The organism is Bacillus sp. FSL K6-3459 (assembly GCF_038003305.1).
In the GTDB taxonomy this organism is placed as follows: domain Bacteria; phylum Bacillota; class Bacilli; order Bacillales; family Bacillaceae; genus Bacillus; species Bacillus pumilus_O.
In genome coordinates this window covers 423,674-445,456 of the sequence record NZ_JBBOOW010000001.1, presented here as the reverse complement: position 1 = coordinate 445,456, position 21,783 = coordinate 423,674, and the positions used below count along the sequence as shown (strand labels likewise).

The 21,783-nt window shown below is 42.9% G+C and carries 22 protein-coding genes; 10 read left to right on the top strand and 12 right to left on the bottom strand.

Annotated features, from left to right (window positions below; genetic code table 11):
* Positions 1-9 precede the first annotated feature (9 nt).
* From MHI35_RS02135 to MHI35_RS02125, 3 genes are all read right to left on the bottom strand, one after another.
* Positions 10-768: a LamB/YcsF family protein gene (locus tag MHI35_RS02135; RefSeq protein WP_335348855.1), complete on the bottom strand. Its 759-nt coding sequence runs from the start codon at positions 766-768 to the stop codon at positions 10-12.
* Positions 769-935: 167 nt separating this feature from the next.
* Positions 936-1,715 carry a Cof-type HAD-IIB family hydrolase gene (locus MHI35_RS02130; RefSeq protein ID WP_372585407.1) on the bottom strand — a complete coding sequence of 260 codons (780 nt, stop codon included), beginning with the start codon at positions 1,713-1,715 and terminating at the stop codon, positions 936-938.
* 103 nt (positions 1,716-1,818) lie between these two features.
* Positions 1,819-2,085, bottom strand: a complete 267-nt coding sequence (locus MHI35_RS02125; RefSeq protein WP_169057619.1) for an excalibur calcium-binding domain-containing protein — start codon at positions 2,083-2,085, stop codon at positions 1,819-1,821.
* 184 nt (positions 2,086-2,269) lie between these two features.
* Between MHI35_RS02125 and MHI35_RS02120 the strand changes: the two genes are divergently transcribed.
* Genes MHI35_RS02120 through MHI35_RS02110 form a run of 3 tightly spaced genes read left to right on the top strand, consistent with a single transcriptional unit; the run spans position 2,270 to position 3,230 of the window.
* Positions 2,270-2,647: a VOC family protein gene (locus MHI35_RS02120; RefSeq protein WP_335348856.1), complete on the top strand. Its 378-nt coding sequence runs from the start codon at positions 2,270-2,272 to the stop codon at positions 2,645-2,647.
* Between the two features lie 24 nt (positions 2,648-2,671).
* Positions 2,672-2,965, top strand: a complete 294-nt coding sequence (locus MHI35_RS02115) for a DUF5316 family protein (RefSeq protein WP_335348857.1) — start codon at positions 2,672-2,674, stop codon at positions 2,963-2,965.
* A 25-nt stretch (positions 2,966-2,990) separates the two neighbouring features.
* On the top strand, positions 2,991-3,230 hold the full coding sequence (locus tag MHI35_RS02110) for a DUF2651 family protein (RefSeq protein ID WP_335348858.1): 240 nt from the start codon (positions 2,991-2,993) through the stop codon (positions 3,228-3,230).
* Positions 3,231-3,457: 227 nt separating this feature from the next.
* Here the strand turns inward: MHI35_RS02110 and MHI35_RS02105 are convergent, their stop codons facing one another.
* The 5 genes from MHI35_RS02105 to MHI35_RS02085 all read right to left on the bottom strand — a co-directional run bounded on the left by MHI35_RS02105 (position 3,458) and on the right by MHI35_RS02085 (position 9,020).
* The gene (locus MHI35_RS02105; RefSeq protein WP_119124415.1) at positions 3,458-3,850 is read right to left on the bottom strand and encodes a RidA family protein; all 393 of its coding nucleotides are present in this window, start codon (positions 3,848-3,850) and stop codon (positions 3,458-3,460) included.
* 225 nt (positions 3,851-4,075) lie between these two features.
* On the bottom strand, positions 4,076-5,824 hold the full coding sequence (locus MHI35_RS02100) for a methyl-accepting chemotaxis protein (RefSeq protein WP_211063333.1): 1,749 nt from the start codon (positions 5,822-5,824) through the stop codon (positions 4,076-4,078).
* A 99-nt stretch (positions 5,825-5,923) separates the two neighbouring features.
* Positions 5,924-7,045, bottom strand: a complete 1,122-nt coding sequence (locus MHI35_RS02095; RefSeq protein WP_335348859.1) for a mannitol-1-phosphate 5-dehydrogenase — start codon at positions 7,043-7,045, stop codon at positions 5,924-5,926.
* Position 7,046: 1 nt separating this feature from the next.
* On the bottom strand, positions 7,047-7,481 hold the full coding sequence (locus tag MHI35_RS02090; RefSeq protein ID WP_012008933.1) for a PTS sugar transporter subunit IIA: 435 nt from the start codon (positions 7,479-7,481) through the stop codon (positions 7,047-7,049).
* Positions 7,482-7,577: 96 nt separating this feature from the next.
* Positions 7,578-9,020 carry a PTS mannitol transporter subunit IICB gene (locus tag MHI35_RS02085; protein ID WP_249407382.1) on the bottom strand — a complete coding sequence of 481 codons (1,443 nt, stop codon included), beginning with the start codon at positions 9,018-9,020 and terminating at the stop codon, positions 7,578-7,580.
* A gap of 506 nt (positions 9,021-9,526) precedes the next feature.
* On the opposite strand from MHI35_RS02085, the gene MHI35_RS02080 reads away from it, so the two are divergent.
* The 3 genes from MHI35_RS02080 (at position 9,527) to MHI35_RS02070 (ending at position 12,547) form a co-directional block, all read left to right on the top strand.
* Positions 9,527-11,161, top strand: coding sequence for a copper resistance CopC/CopD family protein (locus MHI35_RS02080; RefSeq protein WP_211063335.1), 1,635 nt, complete (start codon positions 9,527-9,529; stop codon positions 11,159-11,161).
* Between the two features lie 16 nt (positions 11,162-11,177).
* Complete coding sequence (locus MHI35_RS02075) at positions 11,178-11,792, top strand: YcnI family copper-binding membrane protein (protein ID WP_144522213.1); 615 nt, start codon at positions 11,178-11,180, stop codon at positions 11,790-11,792.
* A gap of 158 nt (positions 11,793-11,950) precedes the next feature.
* Positions 11,951-12,547, top strand: coding sequence for an NAD(P)H-dependent oxidoreductase (locus tag MHI35_RS02070; RefSeq protein WP_335348860.1), 597 nt, complete (start codon positions 11,951-11,953; stop codon positions 12,545-12,547).
* 212 nt (positions 12,548-12,759) lie between these two features.
* On the opposite strand, the gene MHI35_RS02065 is transcribed toward MHI35_RS02070, so the two are convergent.
* Genes MHI35_RS02065 through gabT form a run of 3 tightly spaced genes read right to left on the bottom strand, consistent with a single transcriptional unit; the run spans position 12,760 to position 16,855 of the window.
* Positions 12,760-14,154, bottom strand: a complete 1,395-nt coding sequence (locus tag MHI35_RS02065) for an NAD-dependent succinate-semialdehyde dehydrogenase (protein ID WP_088004212.1) — start codon at positions 14,152-14,154, stop codon at positions 12,760-12,762.
* The gene (locus MHI35_RS02060; RefSeq protein ID WP_335348861.1) at positions 14,129-15,517 is read right to left on the bottom strand and encodes an APC family permease; all 1,389 of its coding nucleotides are present in this window, start codon (positions 15,515-15,517) and stop codon (positions 14,129-14,131) included. The genes MHI35_RS02065 and MHI35_RS02060 overlap by 26 nt, the downstream gene beginning before the upstream one ends.
* Before the next feature lie 21 nt (positions 15,518-15,538).
* On the bottom strand, positions 15,539-16,855 hold the full coding sequence (gene gabT / locus MHI35_RS02055; RefSeq protein WP_211063338.1) for a 4-aminobutyrate--2-oxoglutarate transaminase: 1,317 nt from the start codon (positions 16,853-16,855) through the stop codon (positions 15,539-15,541).
* Between the two features lie 108 nt (positions 16,856-16,963).
* Between gabT and gabR the strand changes: the two genes are divergently transcribed.
* Positions 16,964-18,388: a MocR-like transcriptional regulator GabR gene (gene gabR, locus MHI35_RS02050; protein ID WP_335348862.1), complete on the top strand. Its 1,425-nt coding sequence runs from the start codon at positions 16,964-16,966 to the stop codon at positions 18,386-18,388.
* Between the two features lie 30 nt (positions 18,389-18,418).
* Here gabR and MHI35_RS02045 read toward each other — a convergent pair whose 3' ends face one another.
* The gene (locus MHI35_RS02045; RefSeq protein ID WP_144522208.1) at positions 18,419-18,730 is read right to left on the bottom strand and encodes an ArsR/SmtB family transcription factor; all 312 of its coding nucleotides are present in this window, start codon (positions 18,728-18,730) and stop codon (positions 18,419-18,421) included.
* A gap of 122 nt (positions 18,731-18,852) precedes the next feature.
* Here MHI35_RS02045 and MHI35_RS02040 point away from each other — a divergent pair, with 122 nt between their 5' ends.
* The 3 genes from MHI35_RS02040 to MHI35_RS02030 all read left to right on the top strand — a co-directional run bounded on the left by MHI35_RS02040 (position 18,853) and on the right by MHI35_RS02030 (position 21,682).
* Complete coding sequence (locus tag MHI35_RS02040; protein ID WP_012008922.1) at positions 18,853-19,227, top strand: hypothetical protein; 375 nt, start codon at positions 18,853-18,855, stop codon at positions 19,225-19,227.
* A gap of 138 nt (positions 19,228-19,365) precedes the next feature.
* Complete coding sequence (locus tag MHI35_RS02035) at positions 19,366-20,232, top strand: TetR/AcrR family transcriptional regulator (RefSeq protein ID WP_225970050.1); 867 nt, start codon at positions 19,366-19,368, stop codon at positions 20,230-20,232.
* Between the two features lie 16 nt (positions 20,233-20,248).
* Positions 20,249-21,682, top strand: coding sequence for an MDR family MFS transporter (locus MHI35_RS02030; RefSeq protein WP_012008920.1), 1,434 nt, complete (start codon positions 20,249-20,251; stop codon positions 21,680-21,682).
* The last annotated feature ends 101 nt before the right edge of the window (positions 21,683-21,783 follow it).

The following is a 21,783-nucleotide window of genomic DNA, read 5'->3' as shown; positions in this document are numbered from 1 at the left end:
TGACGATTTTTATTGAAAGGCTTTGAGATGAACGCTCGCTTCTTTTAGCTTCGATGTAATGGTTTTAGCAAATTGGAGCGCATGGATCCCGTCTCCATGAATACAGACCGTATCTGCTTTAAGCGAAATGTCTTCCCCTTGAACGGTATGAACCTTCCCTTCTCTCACCATCCGAACGACCTGCTGAACTGCCAGTTCATCGTCTTCAATGAGTGCGTCTGGTTCACGGCGGGATGTCAGCATCCCGTCTGATTGATAGGTCCGATCAGAAAATACTTCATGAGCCACTTGAAGACCTATTCTCTCACCTGCTAACGCAAGTTCACTGCCTGAAAGTCCGAATAATATAAGACTTGGATCGACATGATACACAGCCTTCGCAATCGATTCAGATAATTCAGTATTTTTAGCTGCCATGTTGTACAGGGCGCCGTGCGGCTTGACATGCTGCATGGTGCCGCCTTCTGCCTTGAGAAAGGCTGATAGAGCGCCGATTTGATAGACGACGAGATCATAGGCTTCCTCTGCTGAAATCGCTATTGGACGTCTGCCAAAGCCGACTAAATCTTGCAGACCCGGATGCGCACCAATTTGTACTCCTTTATCTAGTGCCATTCTGACGGTTTTTCTCATCACCGTTGGATCTCCTGCATGAAAACCGCAGGCGATATTGGCTGAGGTAACATATTCTAAAATTTGTTGATCTGAACCGATTGTATATTGACCAAAGCTTTCTCCCAAATCACAGTTGATATCTACTTGATACATAGGACCCCTCCTTGTCGTTCCGAATAACGGAACTTAAAGTCCGAATATTCGAATTTATATTGATTATATCAATTTTGGTTAGATTGCACATGATATTGTTAGAAAACATAACAATAGAACTAGGAGAAATTAAAAAAACGAGAGGATATCACCTCTCGTTTTTTTATTTATTTAGACAGCACCCAATGCTGGATCGCTTTTGCTACACCGTGTTCAGTGTTAGGAGCTGTGATCCAATCGGCGGCTTCTTTCACCACTTCTTGCGCATTTCCCATCGCAATGCCTAATCCGGCTTCTTGAATCATGGCCATATCATTTAGGCTGTCGCCAAGTGACATGACATTGTCCATCGTACAGCCAATGCGTTCTGCTACTTTTGCAAGAGCTGCCGCTTTGTTAATGCCCGCTGCATTGACTTCGATATTGGTCGGACTTGAATTTGTGATTTCTAGATGCTCGTTTGTTTTCAATGTATTCAGTACTTCCTCACGAACGTCATCATCATGAATATCAAAACCAAATTTCAACCATTCATGGTCATGAATTCGTTCTGGGAATTCACCTCTCCACACCTTATCCACAGTGGAAGCCCAGTAATCGGTTTCGTACCTGTTTTTTAGATCCCACATCATTTGGACATGATCAGGATGCAGCAGATCTCGTTCGATCAGTTGGAAGTTTGAATCCCAGATTTCACTTCCGTTTGCTGTCACAAGGTAAGAAGACAGCTTAAGCGGCTCAACGAGCTCTCGGCATGTCATCAGTGTGCGCCCTGTGCTAATCACCACATGGACTCCTTTTGCTTCAGCATCTTTAATGGCTTGTTTATTTTCCTCTGGAATGACGTGTTCACTGTTTAACAGCGTGCCATCCATATCAATGGCAATCAATCGGATGTCTTTCTTATCAGCTTGTATGGACAAATTGAGTACCCCACTTTGTATCATTTTTTGTAACTATCTTTATTTTAATATAAAGAGGAAGATGGCACAAAGGGACGAGTTTGATCCCATAGAAAAAAGACCTGATTGCAGGTCTCTTTACATAGGCTTAGCGTTCACACGCAATGCCGTCTTTATCACGGTCAAGGTGCTTATTTTTGAGATAAAGCGCTTTTGATGCATACGGCTTGTACTTTGTTTTGCCGCCTTTGTTTTTCGTGTTTTTGCTTTTTGCCACGCCGCCTTTATAGACTTTGTTCAGCGCTTTGCAGTTTTTATACTTCACGGTCTTTGCATCTGCTGTATGGCTGTCGACTTGTGTAAAGCTTAGTAAAAGACCTAAAGACAAGACAGCCACCATGATTTTTTTCAACATGAATAATCCCCCTATTTTTTCTATTTTTACATTTTTATCATATGTCACCACTTTTTGTTTTTCAAGACTATTGTGCTAAAAAAATAGATTTTTTTGGAATGAAACATGCTTTATATCCTATATGGTACACTGAGTGGGAAACCTTTCCGTTTTTGACACGTATATCAAGAGAGGAGTTTTTCACATGAAAATGAAATATACCATTCTATATGTAAACGATGTTGAGGCAAGTATTCACTTCTATCAACATGTACTTGGCTTTCCTATGAAACTTAGAGTTGAATCCTATGTTGAGTTTGATACTGGCGATGTAACCTTATCAATTAACTCACGTCAGGATGTCAAAGATGCGCTTGGATTGCCTGTCCCAGAAGCCAATCAATCCTCTCAAACGTTTGAGATTGGGTTTGTTGTGGATGATGTGGAACAAACCATTGCATCAATGAAGGAAAAAGGGGTTTCAATCATTAAAGAACCTGAAAAAAAACCATGGGGGCAAACCGTCGCTTATGTCGCTGATCCTGATGGTCATTTCATTGAAATATGTGATGCCGTCTCCTAATTTTCTTTGAAGGGTGTGAACAACATGAGAAAAAAACATGCCTTTATCGCCGGTGCGTGCTCAATGATTGTCATTTGCAGTGCCGCTATGATTTTGCAGCACCATGAGTGGATAGAATGGATCAGTGGTGGAATCTCTATTATCGGAGTTATGATATCTGGGCTTCTAATGGGGGCTTGGACAAGCGGAGATGAGACAAGAGCTGCCTATCATTCTGAAACGAAAGAGCACCGCATGTGGCGTCTTGATACGGCCTTTCTCATGATGATCTTTGCACTTACGCACATGGCAGTGTCGATCTTTTATTTTTTCATGTAAACACTTGTTCAAAGGAGTTCGTCATATGGCTGTTTTTATTTTATTCGTTGTATTTGGCTTCCCTATTCTTTCTGTGCTGATTGGCATTTTTGGCACAATGCTTTTGAAGAATGTTTGGATGCCGACTTTGATTGTCCTGTTAGCCAGCATCATTCTCATGTACACATCCATTGGCGGGAATGAATCCTTTCTTATTTGGGTCATCATCTACACCGTCTTTACGTATATCGCTGCATGGATGACAAGGCGGTTTCGGCTCAAGTAAAAAAAGAACAGTTTGCACTGTTCTCAGATTGTTGACAAAGTGCTAAAATGATCTTGATTTTAGCACTTTGTCTTCTTTTCAGCTTGATAGAAAACCTTTGCAGTCTAGGAAGAACGGCTACTTTTGCGGAGCGAATTTGACATTCGTTAGCACCAGCGCGCAGGACTGACAACGAATGCGAGGGTTTGTCTACACGCTGAGAACAGTTTGCACTGTTCTTTTTTTGATCAAATATCGGCGCACCATAGCTCAATTTCAATTTTCAGCTCAGGCCATCCTAAAGCTGATACATAAGCAACCGTCATTGATGGGTAAGCTGTTTTAAAGATCGTATCCCACTGAGGATATAGATGATCCCAGTCGATTTCTTCCGTAGCCCATATATTGACCTTGATGACATGCTCTTCATTCAATCCTTCTGATTCAAGGATTTTTTTGATATTTTCAAACGTATTGGTTACCTGGTCGTTTAAACTTGATGGTACCTGTCCATCGATATCTGTTCCGACTTGACCGGATGTAACAAATAAACCCGCGCCCTTTGGTACTCGTGTGATATGACTATAGTTGCCAACGGGCTTGGGCATACTTTCTGGGTTTTTCCTCGTGATTTTTTCCATGTGATTTCCCTCACTCACTTTGTTTTTCTGCTAGATTTCTCTTCATGTAGACAGACTTCACCAATTTCTATCAATCCTAAAAGAAAACAGCAGTGGAGTATCCATAGCCACAAGGTAAGAACATCAATATTTTCTTTTTCATGACCGGACCACTCCTTTTGATTGCGTGAGCAAGGTTTTGATTCTTTATATAGTACCTGACAAGAGACGTTCAGTCAAAATCGTTTATAGACGATAACGCGCAATATCCTGATTCAATCGGATGCTTAGTTCATTGAGTCTTTCTGCTGCTTTTGCCACATTGGAGATCGCTGTCACTTGTTCGTCTGTGGATGCGGTGATCTCTTCAATTGCAGCGGCATTTTCTTGAGAAATATGGGCTGCACCTTGCATGGCTTTAGTGATGAGGTCGTTTTGCTCAAGCAATGCATTCAGTTCTTTTGCCATGGCGTCTGTTTCAACGATGGTTTGTGAAATCGACGTAGAGATGGCATTGAATTCATGTTCTGTCGCATGTACCGCCTTATCTAGCTCAGCAAAACGATCCATTGTGTTTGACATCATGCCGGCAGTTGCCGTCGTTTCTTCTTTAATACCTTGTACCATTTGCTGAATTTGCACCGCTGATTGTTTTGTCTGTTCAGCTAAATTCCGCACTTCACTCGCCACCACCGAGAAGCCCTTGCCGTGCTCTCCAGCGCGCGCTGCTTCAATGCTGGCATTTAGCGCAAGTAAATTCGTCTCATTTGAAATGCTTTCAATTGTATCTGTAATTTTAGAGATATCCTGTACTTTTCTACTTAATTGCTCAATGCCTGCTCTAATTCCTTGAGACGCTTGTATAGATTGTTCATTTGATTGTTTTAATTGCTGAACAATTTGCTGACCCTGCTGCGACGATTGACTCGATTGGTCAGAGATTCGTTTAATGTGGTCACTTTGTTCTTTGACGTTCTCAATGGATTGATTGAACTGGTTCATTTGTTGATTGGCTACATCAAGGTCAGATGCCTGATGAAGTGTTCCAGTCGATATGTCACCAATCGCTCGTCCAATCTCTTCACTGCTGGCTGAGGTTTCTTCAGATATCGCTGATAAATCTGTCGCTGATTCGACGAGTTGACTGCTCGTCTCCTGTAGACCGCTGACAAGTGTCCGGAGTTCTCCTGACATATGATTAAAGCCATTTGCCAGCTGGCCAATTTCATCTGTTGTTTCTTTTAAACTTGTACGTTCAAGATTCCCCGCGGCAATTTCTTTTGAAGCAGCAGTGACTTGCTTGAGAAGTCTGACTTTTCCTCGAGCAGCTAAATAAAAGACGCCGAGACTAAAAAGAGCGACACCTGCTGTAATGAGCATGATATAGAGCTTCATCTGCTCTAATTCTTTATAAAATTCATCTTGGAAGACGGCGATGCCGATACTCCAGTTCCAGGGCGCGAACTGGTTCATATAGGCAAGCTTTTGCTTTTCTTCCCCAGTGGCATCGTCCTTATCTAAATAGGTCACATAGTGTCCTTCCTCGCCTTCTGATTTGGCTCCAGCGACCATTTTTTCACGATTGGTCGTGTTATCTGGAATGACGCCAATGTCATTGACAGGATGGACTTGAGAGGAGTAATCTGCTCCATATGCGACAAGATAGCCTTTATTTTTATAGATAAAATCTGATTTTTGAAATTGGTACCCTTTCCCGTTGTCATTTTTGGGCCCGCTCAAGTAAATACGGGCTTGTTCCTGCGCCTGTTCAAGCGTCAGTTCTTTTTTCTCTACACGATCATTCAACTGTTCAAGCGTTGCCATTGCGCCGCTGACGATGTGCTTTAAATCTGCTTTCCCCGCATCAATTAAGACATGTTTCGCTAACAAATACCCGGTTGTCCCAACAAGTCCGCCGGTTAAGATCGTGATGACGATAATGGCAGACATTAATTGAAAAAAGACACTCCTTGATGCAAACATTTTCCTTTTCATATACAAATTCCCCCTTACTTCATATATCGTCAAACGGGGTAAAGTATTAAAAAAGTCATCAAAAAATCCCTTTCACTCGTTGGAAAGGGATTTTTCTAATTATCGAGATGTTTCTTTTAGAATGGCTTGATAAAGATCATCTGTTGGCGTGAGGCCACATACTTCTTCTAGCACACCTTCAATGCCTTTTTCTTTTCTTAATTTCTGCAAACGAACCGCTTCTTCGTCTTCGGCAAAGTCATAAGCGAGAGCTGCAGCAATGCCTTTGATTAAGTACACTGGCTGCTTCATCTTTTTCGCAGGACCGATTAAACGGTCATCTGCTCCTAGCTTTCTAAGAGGAGAACGTGCGACTCGCGTGACTTCGTCGGAAATAAAAGCATTTTCGAATCGTTTGATGATTTTTTGTATATACGCATCATGTTCTTCTTTTTCAAAGCCATATGTGTCGATTAAATAACTGCCCGTTTCGTGAAGTGCACCTTCAACTACCTGACGAATCTCTGGTGTATCGACGGCTTCTTTAATCGTTTGAACACCTTGCTGATACCCGACATAAGCTGCTAACGCATGTCCTGTATTGACAGTAAAGAGCTTGCGCTCAATATACGGCGTCAAATCTTGTACAAAGGTTGCTCCATCAATTTGAGGAACTTCCCCAATAAAGCCAGTCTCATCAATGACCCACTCGAAAAAAGGCTCGACTGATACTTTTAGAATATCCTCATGGTGCTGAATTGGTACAATGCGGTCCACAGCAGCGTTTGGAAAACCAACTGTTTGTGACAGCGTCTTTTGTTCCTCTTCTGTGAGATGAGAGAAAACAGCTTCTTTTAAATGAGAGCTGCCTCCAATCATATTTTCACATGCCACGATGTTGATAATATGGTTAGGGTTTTTCTGTTTTAGTCCCTCTGCAATGGATGAAGCAATGATCTTCAGAACAGCTGGTCCAACAGCTGTTGTAATCAAATCGGCTGATGCCACAGCCTCTGTTAATGCCGCTGGATCTTGTGCAGAATTAATCGCTCTCACTGGGCCGACTACTTCTTGCTTCTGATCTGGTGCTGCGAGTTCAACCGTGTATTCTCCTCGTGCATTCAGCTCGTTGATGACCGCTTCATTTACATCGGTAAAGACAAGCTCAAAACCTGATGTTTTTAACAAAGATCCGATAAATCCTCTACCAATATTCCCTGCTCCAAAATGAAGTGCCTTCATGTTAGTTCACCTCGTTAAAGATGGCGATCAGTTCATCCTGATCCTTGGCATGGATGATGCGTTCTACATTTTCCTCTTCTGAACAGACAATCGCAATTTGAGAAAGAATATCGAGATGCTCGTTGTTTTTACCAGCGATGCCAAAAACGACTTTGGCGATATTTCCTTCGCCGTATTCAACACCATCTGGAATTTGAATGATGGAAATCCCAGAATGAAGGACAGCTGCTTTTGCATCCTCTGTTCCATGAGGTATTGCAATCCCATTGCCCATAAATGTAGACGAGATATTTTCTCTTTCAAACATTTTGTCAACATAATCACTTGTAACATAGCCATTTGCCACTAGGACTTCTCCTGCTTTTTTGATGGCTTCTTCTTTCGATCCTGCTTGTTCGTTTAGAAAAATATTGTCTTTTGAAAGTACTTGTTTCATGAAAGATCACACACCTTTTTTAGAATGGAAAATCGGGAAAACAACCAAAACGGGGAGTTCAATGAAGAAAAATTGAACTCACCCCGTTTCATCATGTTATTTTTTCAATTTCTCAATCAGCTCATCGTATTTCGGGCTATTTAAGAAATTATCTACTGAGATATGCACAGCGCCTGGCAATTTCGCCTTCGCTCTGTCTGTTAAATCTTTATGAGTAAAGACCACATCAGCGTCATTCGGAATGTTGCTGATGGATGTGTTTGTCACATCGATATCAAGCTCTGCCTTTTTGACTTTATTCTTTAAGATGGATGCGCCCATCGCACTTGAGCCCATTCCTGCATCGCAGGCAAAGATGATTTTGTTCACGTCATCTGGATTCACATCACTTGGAGATGCTGCTTGTTCGTTTGCTTCAGCACCTTCTTTTTGAGCTGTAAGAGCAGCCGCTGCTGCGCTTTTCTTCCCTTTCATGTCCTGCATTTTTTCTGTTGCTGCTGTTAAATCCTCGTCAACTGCTTTAGAGGCTTTTAAAATCACAGATGCGACAAGGAATGAGACGACGGTTGCCACGACGACACCTGCTAGAACAGCAAGATGTCCGCCTTTTGGTGACATGAGCATAAGGGCGATAATACTTCCTGGTGACGGCACAGCCTTTAAGCCTGCATTTAACAGGGTAAAGGTCAGAACGCCGCTCGCTCCCCCTGCAATGACCGCTAAAATAAGCTTTGGTTTCATTAAGATGTACGGGAAGTAAATCTCATGAATACCGCCTAAAAATTGAATGACAATCGCACCCGGTGCAGACTGCTTTGCATTCCCTCTTCCGAAGAACATGTATGCAAGTAGAACACCTAAACCTGGTCCTGGGTTTGTTTCAAGTAAGAACAGAACAGACTGCCCTGTCTTCGCTGCTTGCTCTACCCCTAACGGACCTAAGATCCCTTGGTTAATCGCATTGTTTAAGAACAAGACTTTCGCTGGTTCAATGAAAATACTTGCCAGCGGAAGCAAATGTGCATTCACAATGATATCTACACCTGCCGCAAGGGCTTTATTTAGACCAAGTACAACTGGGCCGATAGCATAGAAGGCAATCGCGACAAGAATGGCACCTAGAATCCCTGCCGTAAAGTTATTCACAAGCATCTCAAAGCCCGATTTGATTCGATCTTTGAAGAGCTGATCAATTTTCTTAATCAAGTAACCGCCAAGTGGTCCCATGATCATGGCACCTAAAAACATCGGAATGTCCGAACCGACAATGACCCCAATCGTCGCGGTTGCACCAAGTACACCGCCTCGATGGTCGTATACGAGTTTACCGCCTGTGTAACCGATTAAGAGCGGCAGTAAGTAGTTGATCATTGGGCCCACAAGTGTAGCTAACTGTTCATTTGGCAAATAGCCACTCGGAATAAACAGTGCCGTAATGAGTCCCCATGCGATAAATGCGCCAATATTCGGCATAATCATGCCGCTTAAATAGCTTCCAAAGCGCTGTACTTTTACGCGAAATCCGCTTTTTTCCTGCATCTATGAAAACTCCTTTCTTCTCTCCCTTTATTGAGGGCTTTATAGGTCAAAAGATATAAGAACAAGTGTCAGTGAAGCCCTTACCCCTATCGTAAAACGCTTTCACTTTCCCTTCAATTGAAACTAAATGTCACTTTGTCACTGAGTGTGTGACAAAATTGAAATATGATGTGAATTCTCTGTCAGAGCATAGGGGAAATGGGTTGAAAAGGTTGACGTGCTGTGGTTTTGACGCAAAATTCATCGGAATTTCACAACTTTTAAATCGTCACTTCTTGTTTCCTCTTCTTAAATCGAATAGGCTTATACATGATCAAACCTATTTAATTAAGAAATGTCTGCGCAGACATGACACAGAAAAAGTGAACCATCTTGCTGTTTGTTTCGTTTACCTTTTAGAGTGAGCGGCACAATAGGAGGAGCGGTTTTTTCTGTGACTCACAGTTTACTGCCGCTTTCTTTCTGATACATGAGACATTTTCATAGGTAGAAAGGCGGTTATTACCTTGTTGAAACATAGTAAGTGGCTTCTGCTTCTTATCATCACGTTCGCTTTTTTCATTCCAAAGGAAGCATTTGCCCATGCATACGTCGTCAGTTCGAGTCCAGCAGCAAACGAAGAGCTGGAGAAGCAGCCTCCTTCGGTCTCTATCACATTTAGTGAAGGAATCGAAAGTGGATTTCATGCCATTAAGGTGCTCAATGCAAAAGGGGATCGTGTGGATCAAGGAGATACGGTCATTAAAGATCAAAAAATCATGAAAGCTGCTTTAAAAAAGGATTTACCAAAGGGGATTTATACCATTCAGTGGAATGCAGTATCAGCAGACGGTCACTCTGTCTCTGGCATGATCCCGTTTAGTATTGGCAAAGCGGATGGCGGGTTTGACCAATTAGATCAAGGTCAACCGAATGAATCTATTGATGTTGCCTCGACCATAGATAAAGCCTTTCTTTATACGTCGTTTAGCTTATTTCTCGGGACCATTTTGTTTGGACTGTTTTGGTTTAAAAAAGCCATTTCACCTGTATTAGCGAAACGAATGAAACGGCTTTTGACATTGTCACTGATCATGATGGGCGGAGCTCTCGTGTTCCAGCTGCCGATTCAAACAAAATCAGCGGCAGACGTGTCCTTTTTGGGAGCATTTCAGCCATCGCTTCTGCAAGAAACCATTGCGTCGACTTCTGGCGGTAGTCTGTGGATGATGCTCATGGTGTCATTTGTTCTTCTGACCATTTGGAGCATCGTTGCGATGAAAAAAGGGGATTTCACTTCTTTTCGGGTATGGTTGTTTCCACTGCTCCTATTCGCAGTACTTCTCTGGCTGAAGGCACAAATCGGACATCCAGCGGCAACTGATAATAAAATACTGACAACGTCACTTGATTTTATCCATCTCGTTTCTGCATCGATCTGGGTCGGTGGTTTAACAGCCATTGTGCTTTTATTGTTGAAGAAGCTGCCAAATGAAGATCAGCCGCTCATCAGGAATACGTTAAAGGCGTTTCACCCTTGGGCACTGCTCTCTGTTGGACTCATTGTGTTTTCAGGATTTGTGAATGCAATCTTTATTTTGCAATCGTTTGATGCTCTTTTCGAATCAGCATACGGACGCACCTTTTTAATCAAGCTTGGTTTATTTATCTTGATGGGCCTTCTTGGGCTTGTCCATTACTTGATGCTGAGATGGGAAAAGAAACAGAAACAAAACGTTTCGTTACGAGCTGAGTGGATCATCGGAATCGTTATTCTGTTATTAACAGCTGTGTTCACCAATATTCCGAGCCCTCCTCCCCCTGCACCTGAGCCGTTCTTCGGCGCAAACCAAGTGGAGCATCGTGACATTGTGTCCATGAGCATCACCCCGAATGCCCCGGGGAAAAACACATTCGAGGTCGCATTTACGAAAAAGGATGGACAAACGATCACTGATATCCAATCTGTGTCAGCCAAGATCCATAAAGTCGCCTTATTCGGTGAAGAGAAACCGAGTGAATTTCAGCTGAAACGCTTAAAAAATGGTCATTACTCTGCTGAAAACCTCTTGTTAAATGAAAAAGGCACTTGGAAAATTGAAATCCATGCGTTAACTGGTTCTTTTGAAAATATTGATACCACATTTATTAGAAGAAACTAAAAGGAGTTCATACCATATGAAAAAATATGTTAAAGCTTTATTACCAATGCTTCTCGCTTCATTTTTATTGGCGATTCCTGTGAGCGCGCACGTCACGGTTAAACCGGATACATCTGCGACAAATGCGTGGGAAACATACACGTTGAAAGTACCTTCTGAAAGTGACAGTCCAACAACAAAGGTTGTCATCACAATGCCTAAGGGCGTAGAATTCCAGCAATACGAGCCAGTACCCGGCTGGAAAACGTCAACTGAAGAAAAAGATGGCAAGGTGACAAGAGTAACTTGGGAAGCAACGGGTAAAGGTGTGCTTGCCGGACAGTTCCAGCAATTCGTTTTTGTAGCGAAAAACCCTGAAAAAGCAGGCGAAGCTGCATGGGATGCATATCAATATTATAAGGATGGAACGGTCGTTGAATGGACAGGTGATAAAGATGCTGATAAGCCGCATTCAATCACAAATATTGTCGCATCTAATACGGTAACGGATTCCCATGGTCAAGAAAAACCTAAAGAAGAAAAGGCATCAGAAACAGCCTCCAATTCTTCTTCACCACTTGTGCTAGGGTTGTCCATTGCGGCTCTAGTCTTAGCACTCATTGCACTTGGGCTTGCTTTGAGAAAAAAATAATTGATTCGTAAGCGATCGTTTTCATTGGAAACGATCGCTTTGTTTCTTTTCACCTTGAGCACGAGGCCATTTTCCCAACCTATTATTACCATTATAGGATTGAATAGGATTAACGCGCATGCCATAATGAGAGACATGACCACCTAGGAGGCTTTAAGATGAACCATCTCATTATATTTGCTCATCCCCAGCAAAGCTTAAATCAAACCTTATTAGATCTTGTTGTCAGCACTCTTTTGAACAATGGTCATAAAGTGACTGTTCGCGATGTTTATGCTCTTGGTTTTTCGCCAGAACTAAGCATTTTGGAAAAGGCTGCGATCAAACAGGGGGATGTCCCAAAGGCCATTCAAACAGAGCAGAAGCTGATTCAGCAAGCAGATGTCCTAACGTTTATTTTTCCTATTTGGTGGACAGGCTTACCCGCTATGTTAAAGGGCTATGTAGAACGTGTTTTTTCTGAGGGCTTCGCTTATCAAATCAATGAGCATGGGGCTATTGAAAACCTGCTACGACATAAAAAAGGTGTTATTATCAACACGCACGATGCACCAAGGACCTTTCTTGACTCTAACCTGATCTTTTCCGCCTCCCATCGCATGACAGCAGATACAGAAGTCTTCAATTATATTGGTATTGAGCCTGTTGAACGACTTTTATTCAGTAGCATGGAGCAGGCACCAGCAGATTACATTCATGAAATTCTGAAAGAAACAAAAGAAACGGTGGAGCAACTTTTTCCGCCGGCTGTTTAATATAAAAAGACTGCCAGATTCCTCAGGCAGTCACAGATTGTTGACAAAGGGCGAAAATGACCTTTATTTTTGCCCTTTGTCTTCTTTTCAGCGTGATAGAAAACCTTTGAAGTCTAGGAAGGACGAGCACCGAAGCGCAGACCTGACAACGAATGCGAGGGTTTGTCTACACGCTGATACTGCCAAGATTCCTCAGGCAGTCTTTTTCACGTTTATTCGTCTAAACCAATAGATACATATTTGGTTTCTAAATAAGGCTCGATCCCTTCGATGCCGCCTTCACGGCCAATTCCGCTTTCTTTCATTCCTCCGAATGGTGCTTGGACAGCCGATGGGCCGCCATCATTCCAGCCAATAATCCCGTAATCAAGATTCTCTGAGATGTAGAGGCCGTTTCGATAATTTTCTGTAAAGAAATAAGCTGCAAGACCAAAAGGTGTATCATTTGCTAATTCAATTGCTTCATCTAGCGTTTTGAACGTCGTAATCGGTGCCACTGGTCCAAAGGTTTCTTCATGCATGATGTTCATGGAAGGATCTACATGTGTGAGAACCGTTGGCTGGACAAAATAATACGACTTGTCATCATCGAAATGCGTATCTCCGCCGACAAGGATTTTCGCCCCTTTATCGACTGCATCTTGAATTTGGCTGACAATTTTATCAAAGCCGCGCTTGTTGATAATTGGGCCGATGGATGTGCCTTCTTCAAAGCCATTTCCCACTTTCAGCTTTTCGACCTCTTTGCTAAAGACTTGAGCAAATGCTTCATGGATGTCTTCATGCACAATTAATCGGTTGGCACAGACACAGGTTTGTCCTGCATTACGGAACTTAGATGCCACTGCTTGTTTGACAGCTAGTTCAAGATTGGCATCTTTGTCTACGATGAGCGGGGCATGACCGCCAAGCTCCATTGATACGTGCTTGACTGTACTTGCACTGTTTTTGATCAAATGCTTTCCGACTGGCGTTGAGCCTGTGAATGTGATTTTGCGAATCAGTGGGCTATCTGTGAATATTTCACCGACTTCTTTTCCATCTCCGATTACCCATTGCAGGGCATCCTCTGGGATTCCGGCTTCGTGGCCTAATTTCACAAGTTCAATAGCCGTCAGCGGCGTGTCTTCAGCAGGCTTCACAATAAAGGTACAGCCCGCTGCAAGTGCAGGTGCTGCCTTTCTCGTGATCATGGCTGCTGGGAAATTCCACGGTGTAATGGCCGCAACAGGTCCAACTGGCTGCTTTGTGACAAAAAGGCGTTTGTTCGTCGTATGTGACGGAATGGTTCTACCATAGATACGTTTGGCTTCCTCTGCGTACCATTCTATATATCCAGCTGCATAAACGATTTCCCCTAATGCTTCTTGATATGGCTTCCCGTTCTCTTCCGTGATGATTTTTGCGAGCCTTTCTTTATGTTCAATCATGAGATCAAACCACTTGCGAATGATATTGGCACGTTCATGCGCTGACGTTTTTGCCCATGCTTTGAATGCTTGATGTGAGCGCGAAATGGCGTCTTCAATTTGTTCTTTTGTATGCTGAGCAACTGAAGCAATTTCTTCTCCTGTTGCAGGATTATACACTTTGAGTTCGTTTGTCATGCCCTACCGTCTCCTTCGTTCTAGGATTCATTACATATAGTATATACCCAATGAGTGCCCAACCTAAAAGCAATATCCATTCAGCTGGCCATGATAAGGAGGCCGGCATCCCCGGAAAATAAAATGAAAGAAAAAGGAGACTCAGCCCGATGGCTAAAACGCCTGTCGTCCGCCAATATTTAATGCGGTATGGACGCTCAAGTTCTGGTTCTGCTTTACGAAGTTTCATAAAGGCAATGGACACAATTAAGTAACCGACAATGATCCCGACACCACCTGCATTGACAATCCATACAAGGGCAGGGCGCCCTAATAATGGAGCGAAAAAAGCCAAAGCACCAAGAAATAAAATGGCATTTGTCGGCGTTTTATACTTTGGATGAATATACGCAAACCATTTGGAAATCATGCCTCTTTCCGCCATCGCGTATAGAATACGACTTGCACCGATGATAAAAGCATTCCAGCTCGTCACAATCCCTGCTACACCACCAATGACAAGTACTGTCCCAAATGCTTGATGACCGAGAAGTTGCACCATCGCATCTGCTGTCGCCAAGGAAGAGGCTTCAAGCTGTCCTTTTGAAAGCCCCGCAGCTACCCCAAAGACAATAAGCAGATAAAATACGACCGCACTCACGATGGAGATAATGAGAATCCTCCCAATGATTTTCTTTGGCGCATTGATCTCCGCCGCCACTTGAGGGATGACATCGAAGCCAACGAATAAAAAGGGAATCATGACTAAAACTGCCATGAGACCGCCAACCCCACCTTGAAACATCGGCTCAAGATTTGCAAAATCTCCATTAAATGTCGCGCCGCCTAAAAGGAGAAAACCTGTCAGAATAATCGCTACTGTGAACACAGACTGAAAAATGGCCGCAGGCTTTGCCCCAATGTAATTCAGTGCTGTTAAAAACAATGCACCACCAGATCCAATCAACACCCATGTAAAATAAACGTCCCATCCCCCTATGTTCCATAGGAAGCCAACATGCTGTGTTGGAATGACATAATCAATCACTGTCGGCAAGGCAACAGCCTCAAACGTAATGACGGACACATAACCAAACAATACGCCCCATGCTGAGACGAACGCTGATTTCATCCCAAATGCCCGCTGGACAAAGACGAGCCCTCCGCCTGTCTCTGGAATCGCAGACGAAAGCTCAGCATATGTCAGTCCAATAAAGATGACGAGAATACCGCCTATCACGAAGGCAATCACACTGCCTAAAAACCCAGCTGTTAAAATCCAATCTCCCGAAAGTACAACCCAGCCCCATCCAAGCATTGCACCAATGGATAAAAACAGTACGTCAGACTGCGACATGGTTTTTGCCATTTGTTGTTTTTGCATACAACCATCCCCCTTTGTTGTTTAGCGTGCTTTGAAGGCGTCCTCGATGATCCCTAGTCCTTCATGAAGCAGCTCATCTGTGATGACAAGTGGTGTTAAGAAGCGAATAATATTCCCATTAATCCCTGCTGTTAATAAGAGCAGCCCGTGCTCGTTTGCATATGATGCAATCGCTGCGGCTGTTTTCTTATCTGGTGTACGCGTTGTTTGATCTTCCACAATTTCAATTGCCACCATTGCCCCTAACCGGCGGACTTCCCCAATGAATGAATATTTTGTTCTCCAATCATTTGCTTTGTCCTCAATGACTTGTCCGATGTGCTCAGATCGTTGATTCAGTTGTTCAGTTTCAATAATATCTAGAACCGCTAGTGCTGCCACACAGCCTAATGGACTTCCTGCATACGTTCCCCCTAATTCCCCTGGGTCTGCCGCATCAAGCAGTTCTTTTCTGCCGACAACGCCGCTTAGCGGTAACCCAGCAGCAAGAGATTTTGACACAGTGATTAAGTCCGGCACCACATCAAAGTGCTCAATGGCAAAATATTTCCCTGTTCTTGCAAAGCCTGTTTGGATTTCATCTGCTACAAACACAATCCCGTGCTGTTGACAAAATGAAGCAACATGCTGAACAAAACGCTTCGATGGTACAATGAATCCGCCCTCCCCTTGGACTGGCTCCATGACCACACACGCAACAGTTTCTGGTGCAACAGTAGCGATGAAGAATTGATTGAATTGATCAATGATGTACTCATCGTAGGCTGCATCACTTAATCCTTCTGGCTTCTGATAGTAATATGGGTACGGCGCTTGATACACCTCTGATGCAAATGGTCCGAACCCAAATTTATATGGCTTGACCTTACTCGTCATGCTCATCGTCATATTCGTTCTGCCGTGGAAGCCTCTTGTAAACGACACAACAGCCTGCCTTTTCGTATATTTACGTGCAATTTTCACCGCATTTTCAACAGCTTCTGCACCTGAATTAAGGAAAATGGCTTTTTTGTCATGGTCACCTGGTGTGAGGTGACATAGCTTCTCTGCCAATTCGATATACGATTCATACATCATCACGTTGAAACCTGGGTGAATTAGACTGTCTGCTTGTGCTTTGACGGCTTCCACAACCTTTGGATGTGAATGGCCTACATTTAACGTACCAATTGCGCCAGCAAAATCGATAAAACGTTTCCCATCGATATCGAATAGCTCGGCACCTTTCCCCTTTGCTGCAAGATGACGGTTGCCATTACTTACGCCTCTTGCGACGTATTGATCTCTTTTCCCCTGCCATTCCTCAGTTGAAAAACGGTTTGTTGTCGTTTGACTCATTGTCATCCATCCCCTTTATGTCTTTTTTATTATTCTGAATATTTTTTGGTATGATAGAAAGTACCAATATCATTTTTTTCATGGTACCAGAGAGGAAGGAATGAAAAAATGCTGACAATTCAACTAGATCAAACAGGGGCAAACGGATTTATTTATCATCAAATTTACACGAAAATTAAAGGTGAAATTTTAAATCGGAACCTTCAGCCGCACGATCAATTACCTTCAAAACGAGAGTTAGCCGATACATTAAATGTCAGCGTCAATTCAGTGAATGGCGCATATCAGCAGCTACTTGCCGAAGGATATTTATATTCGGTTGAACGCAAAGGTTTTTTCGTGGAATCAATTGAAACGTTTCATGAGTCAGGTCAGCTGAAACCCTCTACTCTCCCAGCAGATTTAAAGGAAGAACCGATTGCACGAGACGATTGGTATTCCTTTTCACATATCTCTGTTGATACAGCCAATTTTCCTTTTAAAAGCTGGCTGAAAAGTGAACAAAAGGCGATCAGTCTCCACCAAGAAGCATTTGGTGAGCTTCCCCATCCACAAGGTGTATACGAGCTTCGAGAAACAATTGCCCGGTTAATCGGGCTTGCACGGGGAGTCAAATGCTATCCAGAACAGCTCATTTTAAGTGCAGGCACGCAGTCACTTATTCATTCGTTATCAAGCATTCTTCCAGCCGATCAAGTATACGGGTTAGAAAACCCTGGCTATCGCCGGCTCTATCAAATGCTGAAAAGCAATCATCATCAAATTGAAACGATTGGCATTGATCAAAAAGGAGTACGGATGAATGACATTCAGAAGAAAGAGCCAAATGTATTGATCATTACTCCTTCACATCAATTCCCAACAGGAGTGATTATGCCAATTTCCCGGCGGATTCAGCTCTTAAACTGGGCAGCCGATCAACAAGACCGTTATATTATTGAAGATGATTATGACAGTGAATTCAAGTACGGAACTGACAGCATTCCAGCGCTGCAAAGTTTGGATCGATATGACAAAGTCATTTATATGGGAACCTTTTCAAAATCATTGTTGCCAGGCTTAAGGCTAAGCTACATGGTGCTCCCGCAGCATTTATTGAGACGTTATAAGGAAGAACAGCACTTCTTCATTCAAACAGCCAACCTTTTTACACAATACACCCTTCTTCATTTTATAAAGGACGGGGCGTATCAGCGGCATATTAAAAGAATGAATGGTTTATATGAGGAAAAGCGTAAGCAACTCATTGAAGAGCTCGACACGGTGTTTGCTGACAATGTGCGGATTATTGGGGAAAATGCTGGACTTCATTTTATCGCAGAGTTCCGCTCAAACCGCACGCAGCATGAGATTTTACAGCGAGCCAAAGAAAGAAAGCTGAAAATGTATGGGATGGACCGTTTTACCCTTGATGAGCAATTACCGGGGCACCAGGAAGGCTTTGTTCCGCTCGTCCTCGGCTTCTCTCATATGAGACCAGAGGATATTGAGCCGGCGGTAAAACGTCTGTATGAGGCGATTTATGGGAAATAAAACAGCCAGCTGCTTTACTAGACAGCTGGCTTACCACCACTCTTTATCTACGGCTAGAATGGATGACATGAGCCCAGGAAAAGCGGTCTCGATGTCTTCTTTTCTTAAAGAATAGTAGCGGTGTTTTCCGTCAATTCTCACTTTCACAATGCCTGCCTCCCTCAGCACTTTGAAGTGATGTGACAGCGTGGATTTGGCGATATTCATTTCATACGTGCCGCATGTCCTCTCGCCTGCTTCTGCTAAGCAGCGGACAATTTCTAACCGAATTGGATCGGCCAATGCGTGCAACACCGAAATCAGTCTCATGTCTTCTTGGGTTGGATGGATTGGATTATTCATACGATAAATGTATCGTATTTTGTGCCAACATACAATCTCATTACTCGCCTATGACATTGTAACGCGACAACCTTTGGAAACGACTATGACTTATAGACACTATTTTGAAGGGAAGAACCTTTTTGACACGTACAATATGGACTTGCTTATTCATGCTCTTATTGGCAACGAGCTTATGCGCTTGCCAATCTGTTCAGCAATTTGAGTCAAAACGACCTAGTGCAGAAGAGGTATTAGCTCTCGATGAACAGGCAGATTTATTTCAATGGGGAAAAACGGTCTATGAAGCAAATGTAGATTGGACCCATCAATTAACCGTCACTAAAGATCAGCAATTAGGTGTGATTCAGAAAACTGCTGCCAAACATTTTCATCATGGCACGGCTACCCATTTGAAAAAAGGGACAGCGATTTACTCTGTCAAGGAGCGAAACGACCTTTTGATTGCCGAACTTAACGGACAGATCATCATATATGCCGCACATGCAGAAGGATAAAATACCTGTCATCAGATAGGTATTTTTTTAAGTTTCTTTTCTTGTCATAGGTCATTGGTTTTGTTATCATTGCAAAAGTGACCACTCGGTTTCCATTGTGACCATATGGTTTTGCCGATTCGGAAAGGACTTATGAAGATGAACGAAAAGCAAGAAGAGATTTTGCGGGTTTCGAAGAAATTATTTTCTCAAAAAGGCTATATGAGTGTCTCCATGCAGTCAATCGCCGATGCCTGTAAAATATCAAAAGCGTCTATTTATAAACTGTTTGATTCAAAAGAAGCTCTTCTATTAGAACTGATTAAATACAATCAGTGCAAAATGAGAGAGATTTCTCAGATCATTCATTCAGAAACGACGCTGTCCAAAAAGGAAAAATTCACAAAGAAGATCAAGCTTGAGCTTGAAGAGTTTAAAGAGAATCATAAATTTTTGAATATGCTGTCCTTTGAAGCTTTTTCACAGCATTCGCCCATTGTCATTAAGCATTTACGTGAGACACGCACCATTATCATGCAGCGGCACAGAGACATTATTTTAAGCACATATGGTGAATCTGTTGCGCCTTACGTCTGGGATCTTGTTATTGTCCTCAACGGATTAATGAGAGAATTCATTTTAATGCTGGCAATTGAGCGCAAGAACATCCAATTAGAAAATGCCGCTGAAATGATTATTGGTGTGATGGACCGTGTATCGAAAAAGCCTTGCTCTATTGAGCCTGTGCTAACAGATGAGCTGATGGACTCTTATTTGCTTTCCACACAGGATGAATATGATGAAGAAAAGCTTGTCATCTCGTACTTAACGAAGATCAAACAAGAGCTTCACACACTGTCAAACGGAGAAGAAAAGGACGATCTCCTCTCTGCGTTTGAACTGCTAAGTGAAGAATTATCAAAGGACCAACCGAGAACCTTTTTAATCAGTTCACTACTCGATTATTTAGGCAAAAACAGCGTTTTATCACAAAACGTGTCACAGCTGAAAAGCATCATCTTATAGATAAAGAAGGGATAACATGAATCAATCTACAACATCGTATAATCGATCTGTGATTGTGGGGATTTTCCTCGTTGGGGCATTCGTTGCCATTTTAAACCAAACATTGCTCATTCCAGCGATCCCACATATCATGGAGGAATTCAATATTGATGTCAGCAAAGGACAGTGGCTCACCACAGCCTTTATGCTGACAAACGGGATTCTCATTCCGATCACGGCTTTCTTAATCGAGAAATTTTCAAGCCGTTCTTTAGTTTTAACGGCGCTTAGCATCTTTACAGCCGGTACCATTCTTGCTTCATTTGCAACAAATTTCCCTGTATTACTTGCAGCGCGTATCGTGCAGGCAGCCGGCGCAGGGATTTTAATGCCGCTGATGCAAACGATCTTTTTAACCATTTTCCCGAAAGAAAAACGTGGCCAGGCAATGGGTATGGTCGGACTTGTCATATCTTTCGCACCAGCTCTTGGACCAACACTTGGCGGCTGGATTGTTGATTCCTTCAGCTGGAAGTTCTTGTTCTATATTGTTCTGCCAATCGGTATCATTGATCTCATTCTTGCTTTCTTCTTAATGAAAAATGTAACGCAGCAAAGAGAAACACGAATTGATGTGTTATCAGTCATCTTGTCGTCCTTCGGTTTCGGCGGACTGCTTTACGGATTTTCTAGTGTTGGCACATATGGCTGGACGAGCGCCACTGTCCTCATTTCGCTGATTGTCGGCGCTGTGAGCTTGTTCTTCTTTATTCTGCGTCAGTCGAATTTGACAAGACCGATGCTTGAGTTTGGCGTCTTTAAGTTTGCGATCTTTAGCTTAACGACCTTCCTTGGGATGCTTGTTTTTGCTTTATTGATTGGGACAGAGACGATTTTGCCGCTCTATACGCAAAATGTGAGAGGATTGTCTGCTCTTGATACAGGGCTGATCTTATTGCCTGGTGCTCTCTTTATGGGGCTCCTCTCACCAATTATTGGACGGATTTTTGATAAAGTCGGCGGAAAAGGGCTGGCATTAGGCGGATTTACGATACTTACCGTGACGACCTTGCCATTTATGCTGCTCACCCTTGATTCATCCATCGCCCTCATTACAGTCGCTTACACACTTCGCTTGATCGGTGTTGGGATGATCATGATGCCGCTGACAACAGCAGGTATTAACTCTTTACCGCCTCATTTGATCCCGCATGGGACAGCGATGAATAACACGATGAGACAAATGGGTGGTTCCATTGGGACAGCTGTGCTTGTCTCCATCATGAGCAGCTCTGCTGCAAATGCAGAATTGGCCAGCCCCTTAAAATCAGCCGTTCATGGAATGAATACGTCATTCTTCATTTCTGGTCTGATTGCAGTCCTTGGGCTCGTCCTCTCCTTTTTCTTAAAGGAAAAACGCAATTCTAAAGTGATGAAGCAGGAGCTATCTTCCTCCTCATCTTCTTCATAAGAAAAAGAGCTCGGCATATCGCCGGCTCTTTTTTCATATACTCACGTTATCGTCCTCTCCAAAAACACATTTGTATTTTCCATGAAGAAAAACCTTGATAA

Bases quoted from the DNA above. Each gene is read 5' to 3' on its own strand.
- MHI35_RS02075 (WP_144522213.1), top strand. From the start codon at position 11,178: ATGAAAAAATATGTTAAAGCTTTATTACCAATGCTTCTCGCTTCATTT.
- MHI35_RS02105 (WP_119124415.1), bottom strand. From the start codon at position 3,850: ATGGAAAAAATCACGAGGAAAAACCCAGAAAGTATGCCCAAGCCCGTT.
- MHI35_RS02130 (WP_372585407.1), bottom strand. From the start codon at position 1,715: ATGATACAAAGTGGGGTACTCAATTTGTCCATACAAGCTGATAAGAAA.
- MHI35_RS02045 (WP_144522208.1), bottom strand. From the start codon at position 18,730: ATGAATAATCCAATCCATCCAACCCAAGAAGACATGAGACTGATTTCG.
- MHI35_RS02135 (WP_335348855.1), bottom strand. From the start codon at position 768: ATGTATCAAGTAGATATCAACTGTGATTTGGGAGAAAGCTTTGGTCAA.
- MHI35_RS02035 (WP_225970050.1), top strand. From the start codon at position 19,366: ATGAACGAAAAGCAAGAAGAGATTTTGCGGGTTTCGAAGAAATTATTT.
- MHI35_RS02030 (WP_012008920.1), top strand. From the start codon at position 20,249: ATGAATCAATCTACAACATCGTATAATCGATCTGTGATTGTGGGGATT.
- gabT (WP_211063338.1), bottom strand. From the start codon at position 16,855: ATGAGTCAAACGACAACAAACCGTTTTTCAACTGAGGAATGGCAGGGG.
- MHI35_RS02115 (WP_335348857.1), top strand. From the start codon at position 2,672: ATGAGAAAAAAACATGCCTTTATCGCCGGTGCGTGCTCAATGATTGTC.
- MHI35_RS02070 (WP_335348860.1), top strand. From the start codon at position 11,951: ATGAACCATCTCATTATATTTGCTCATCCCCAGCAAAGCTTAAATCAA.
- MHI35_RS02065 (WP_088004212.1), bottom strand. From the start codon at position 14,154: ATGACAAACGAACTCAAAGTGTATAATCCTGCAACAGGAGAAGAAATT.
- MHI35_RS02120 (WP_335348856.1), top strand. From the start codon at position 2,270: ATGAAAATGAAATATACCATTCTATATGTAAACGATGTTGAGGCAAGT.
- MHI35_RS02100 (WP_211063333.1), bottom strand. From the start codon at position 5,824: ATGAAAAGGAAAATGTTTGCATCAAGGAGTGTCTTTTTTCAATTAATG.
- gabR (WP_335348862.1), top strand. From the start codon at position 16,964: ATGCTGACAATTCAACTAGATCAAACAGGGGCAAACGGATTTATTTAT.
- MHI35_RS02085 (WP_249407382.1), bottom strand. From the start codon at position 9,020: ATGCAGGAAAAAAGCGGATTTCGCGTAAAAGTACAGCGCTTTGGAAGC.
- MHI35_RS02090 (WP_012008933.1), bottom strand. From the start codon at position 7,481: ATGAAACAAGTACTTTCAAAAGACAATATTTTTCTAAACGAACAAGCA.
- MHI35_RS02095 (WP_335348859.1), bottom strand. From the start codon at position 7,045: ATGAAGGCACTTCATTTTGGAGCAGGGAATATTGGTAGAGGATTTATC.
- MHI35_RS02110 (WP_335348858.1), top strand. From the start codon at position 2,991: ATGGCTGTTTTTATTTTATTCGTTGTATTTGGCTTCCCTATTCTTTCT.
- MHI35_RS02125 (WP_169057619.1), bottom strand. From the start codon at position 2,085: ATGTTGAAAAAAATCATGGTGGCTGTCTTGTCTTTAGGTCTTTTACTA.
- MHI35_RS02060 (WP_335348861.1), bottom strand. From the start codon at position 15,517: ATGCAAAAACAACAAATGGCAAAAACCATGTCGCAGTCTGACGTACTG.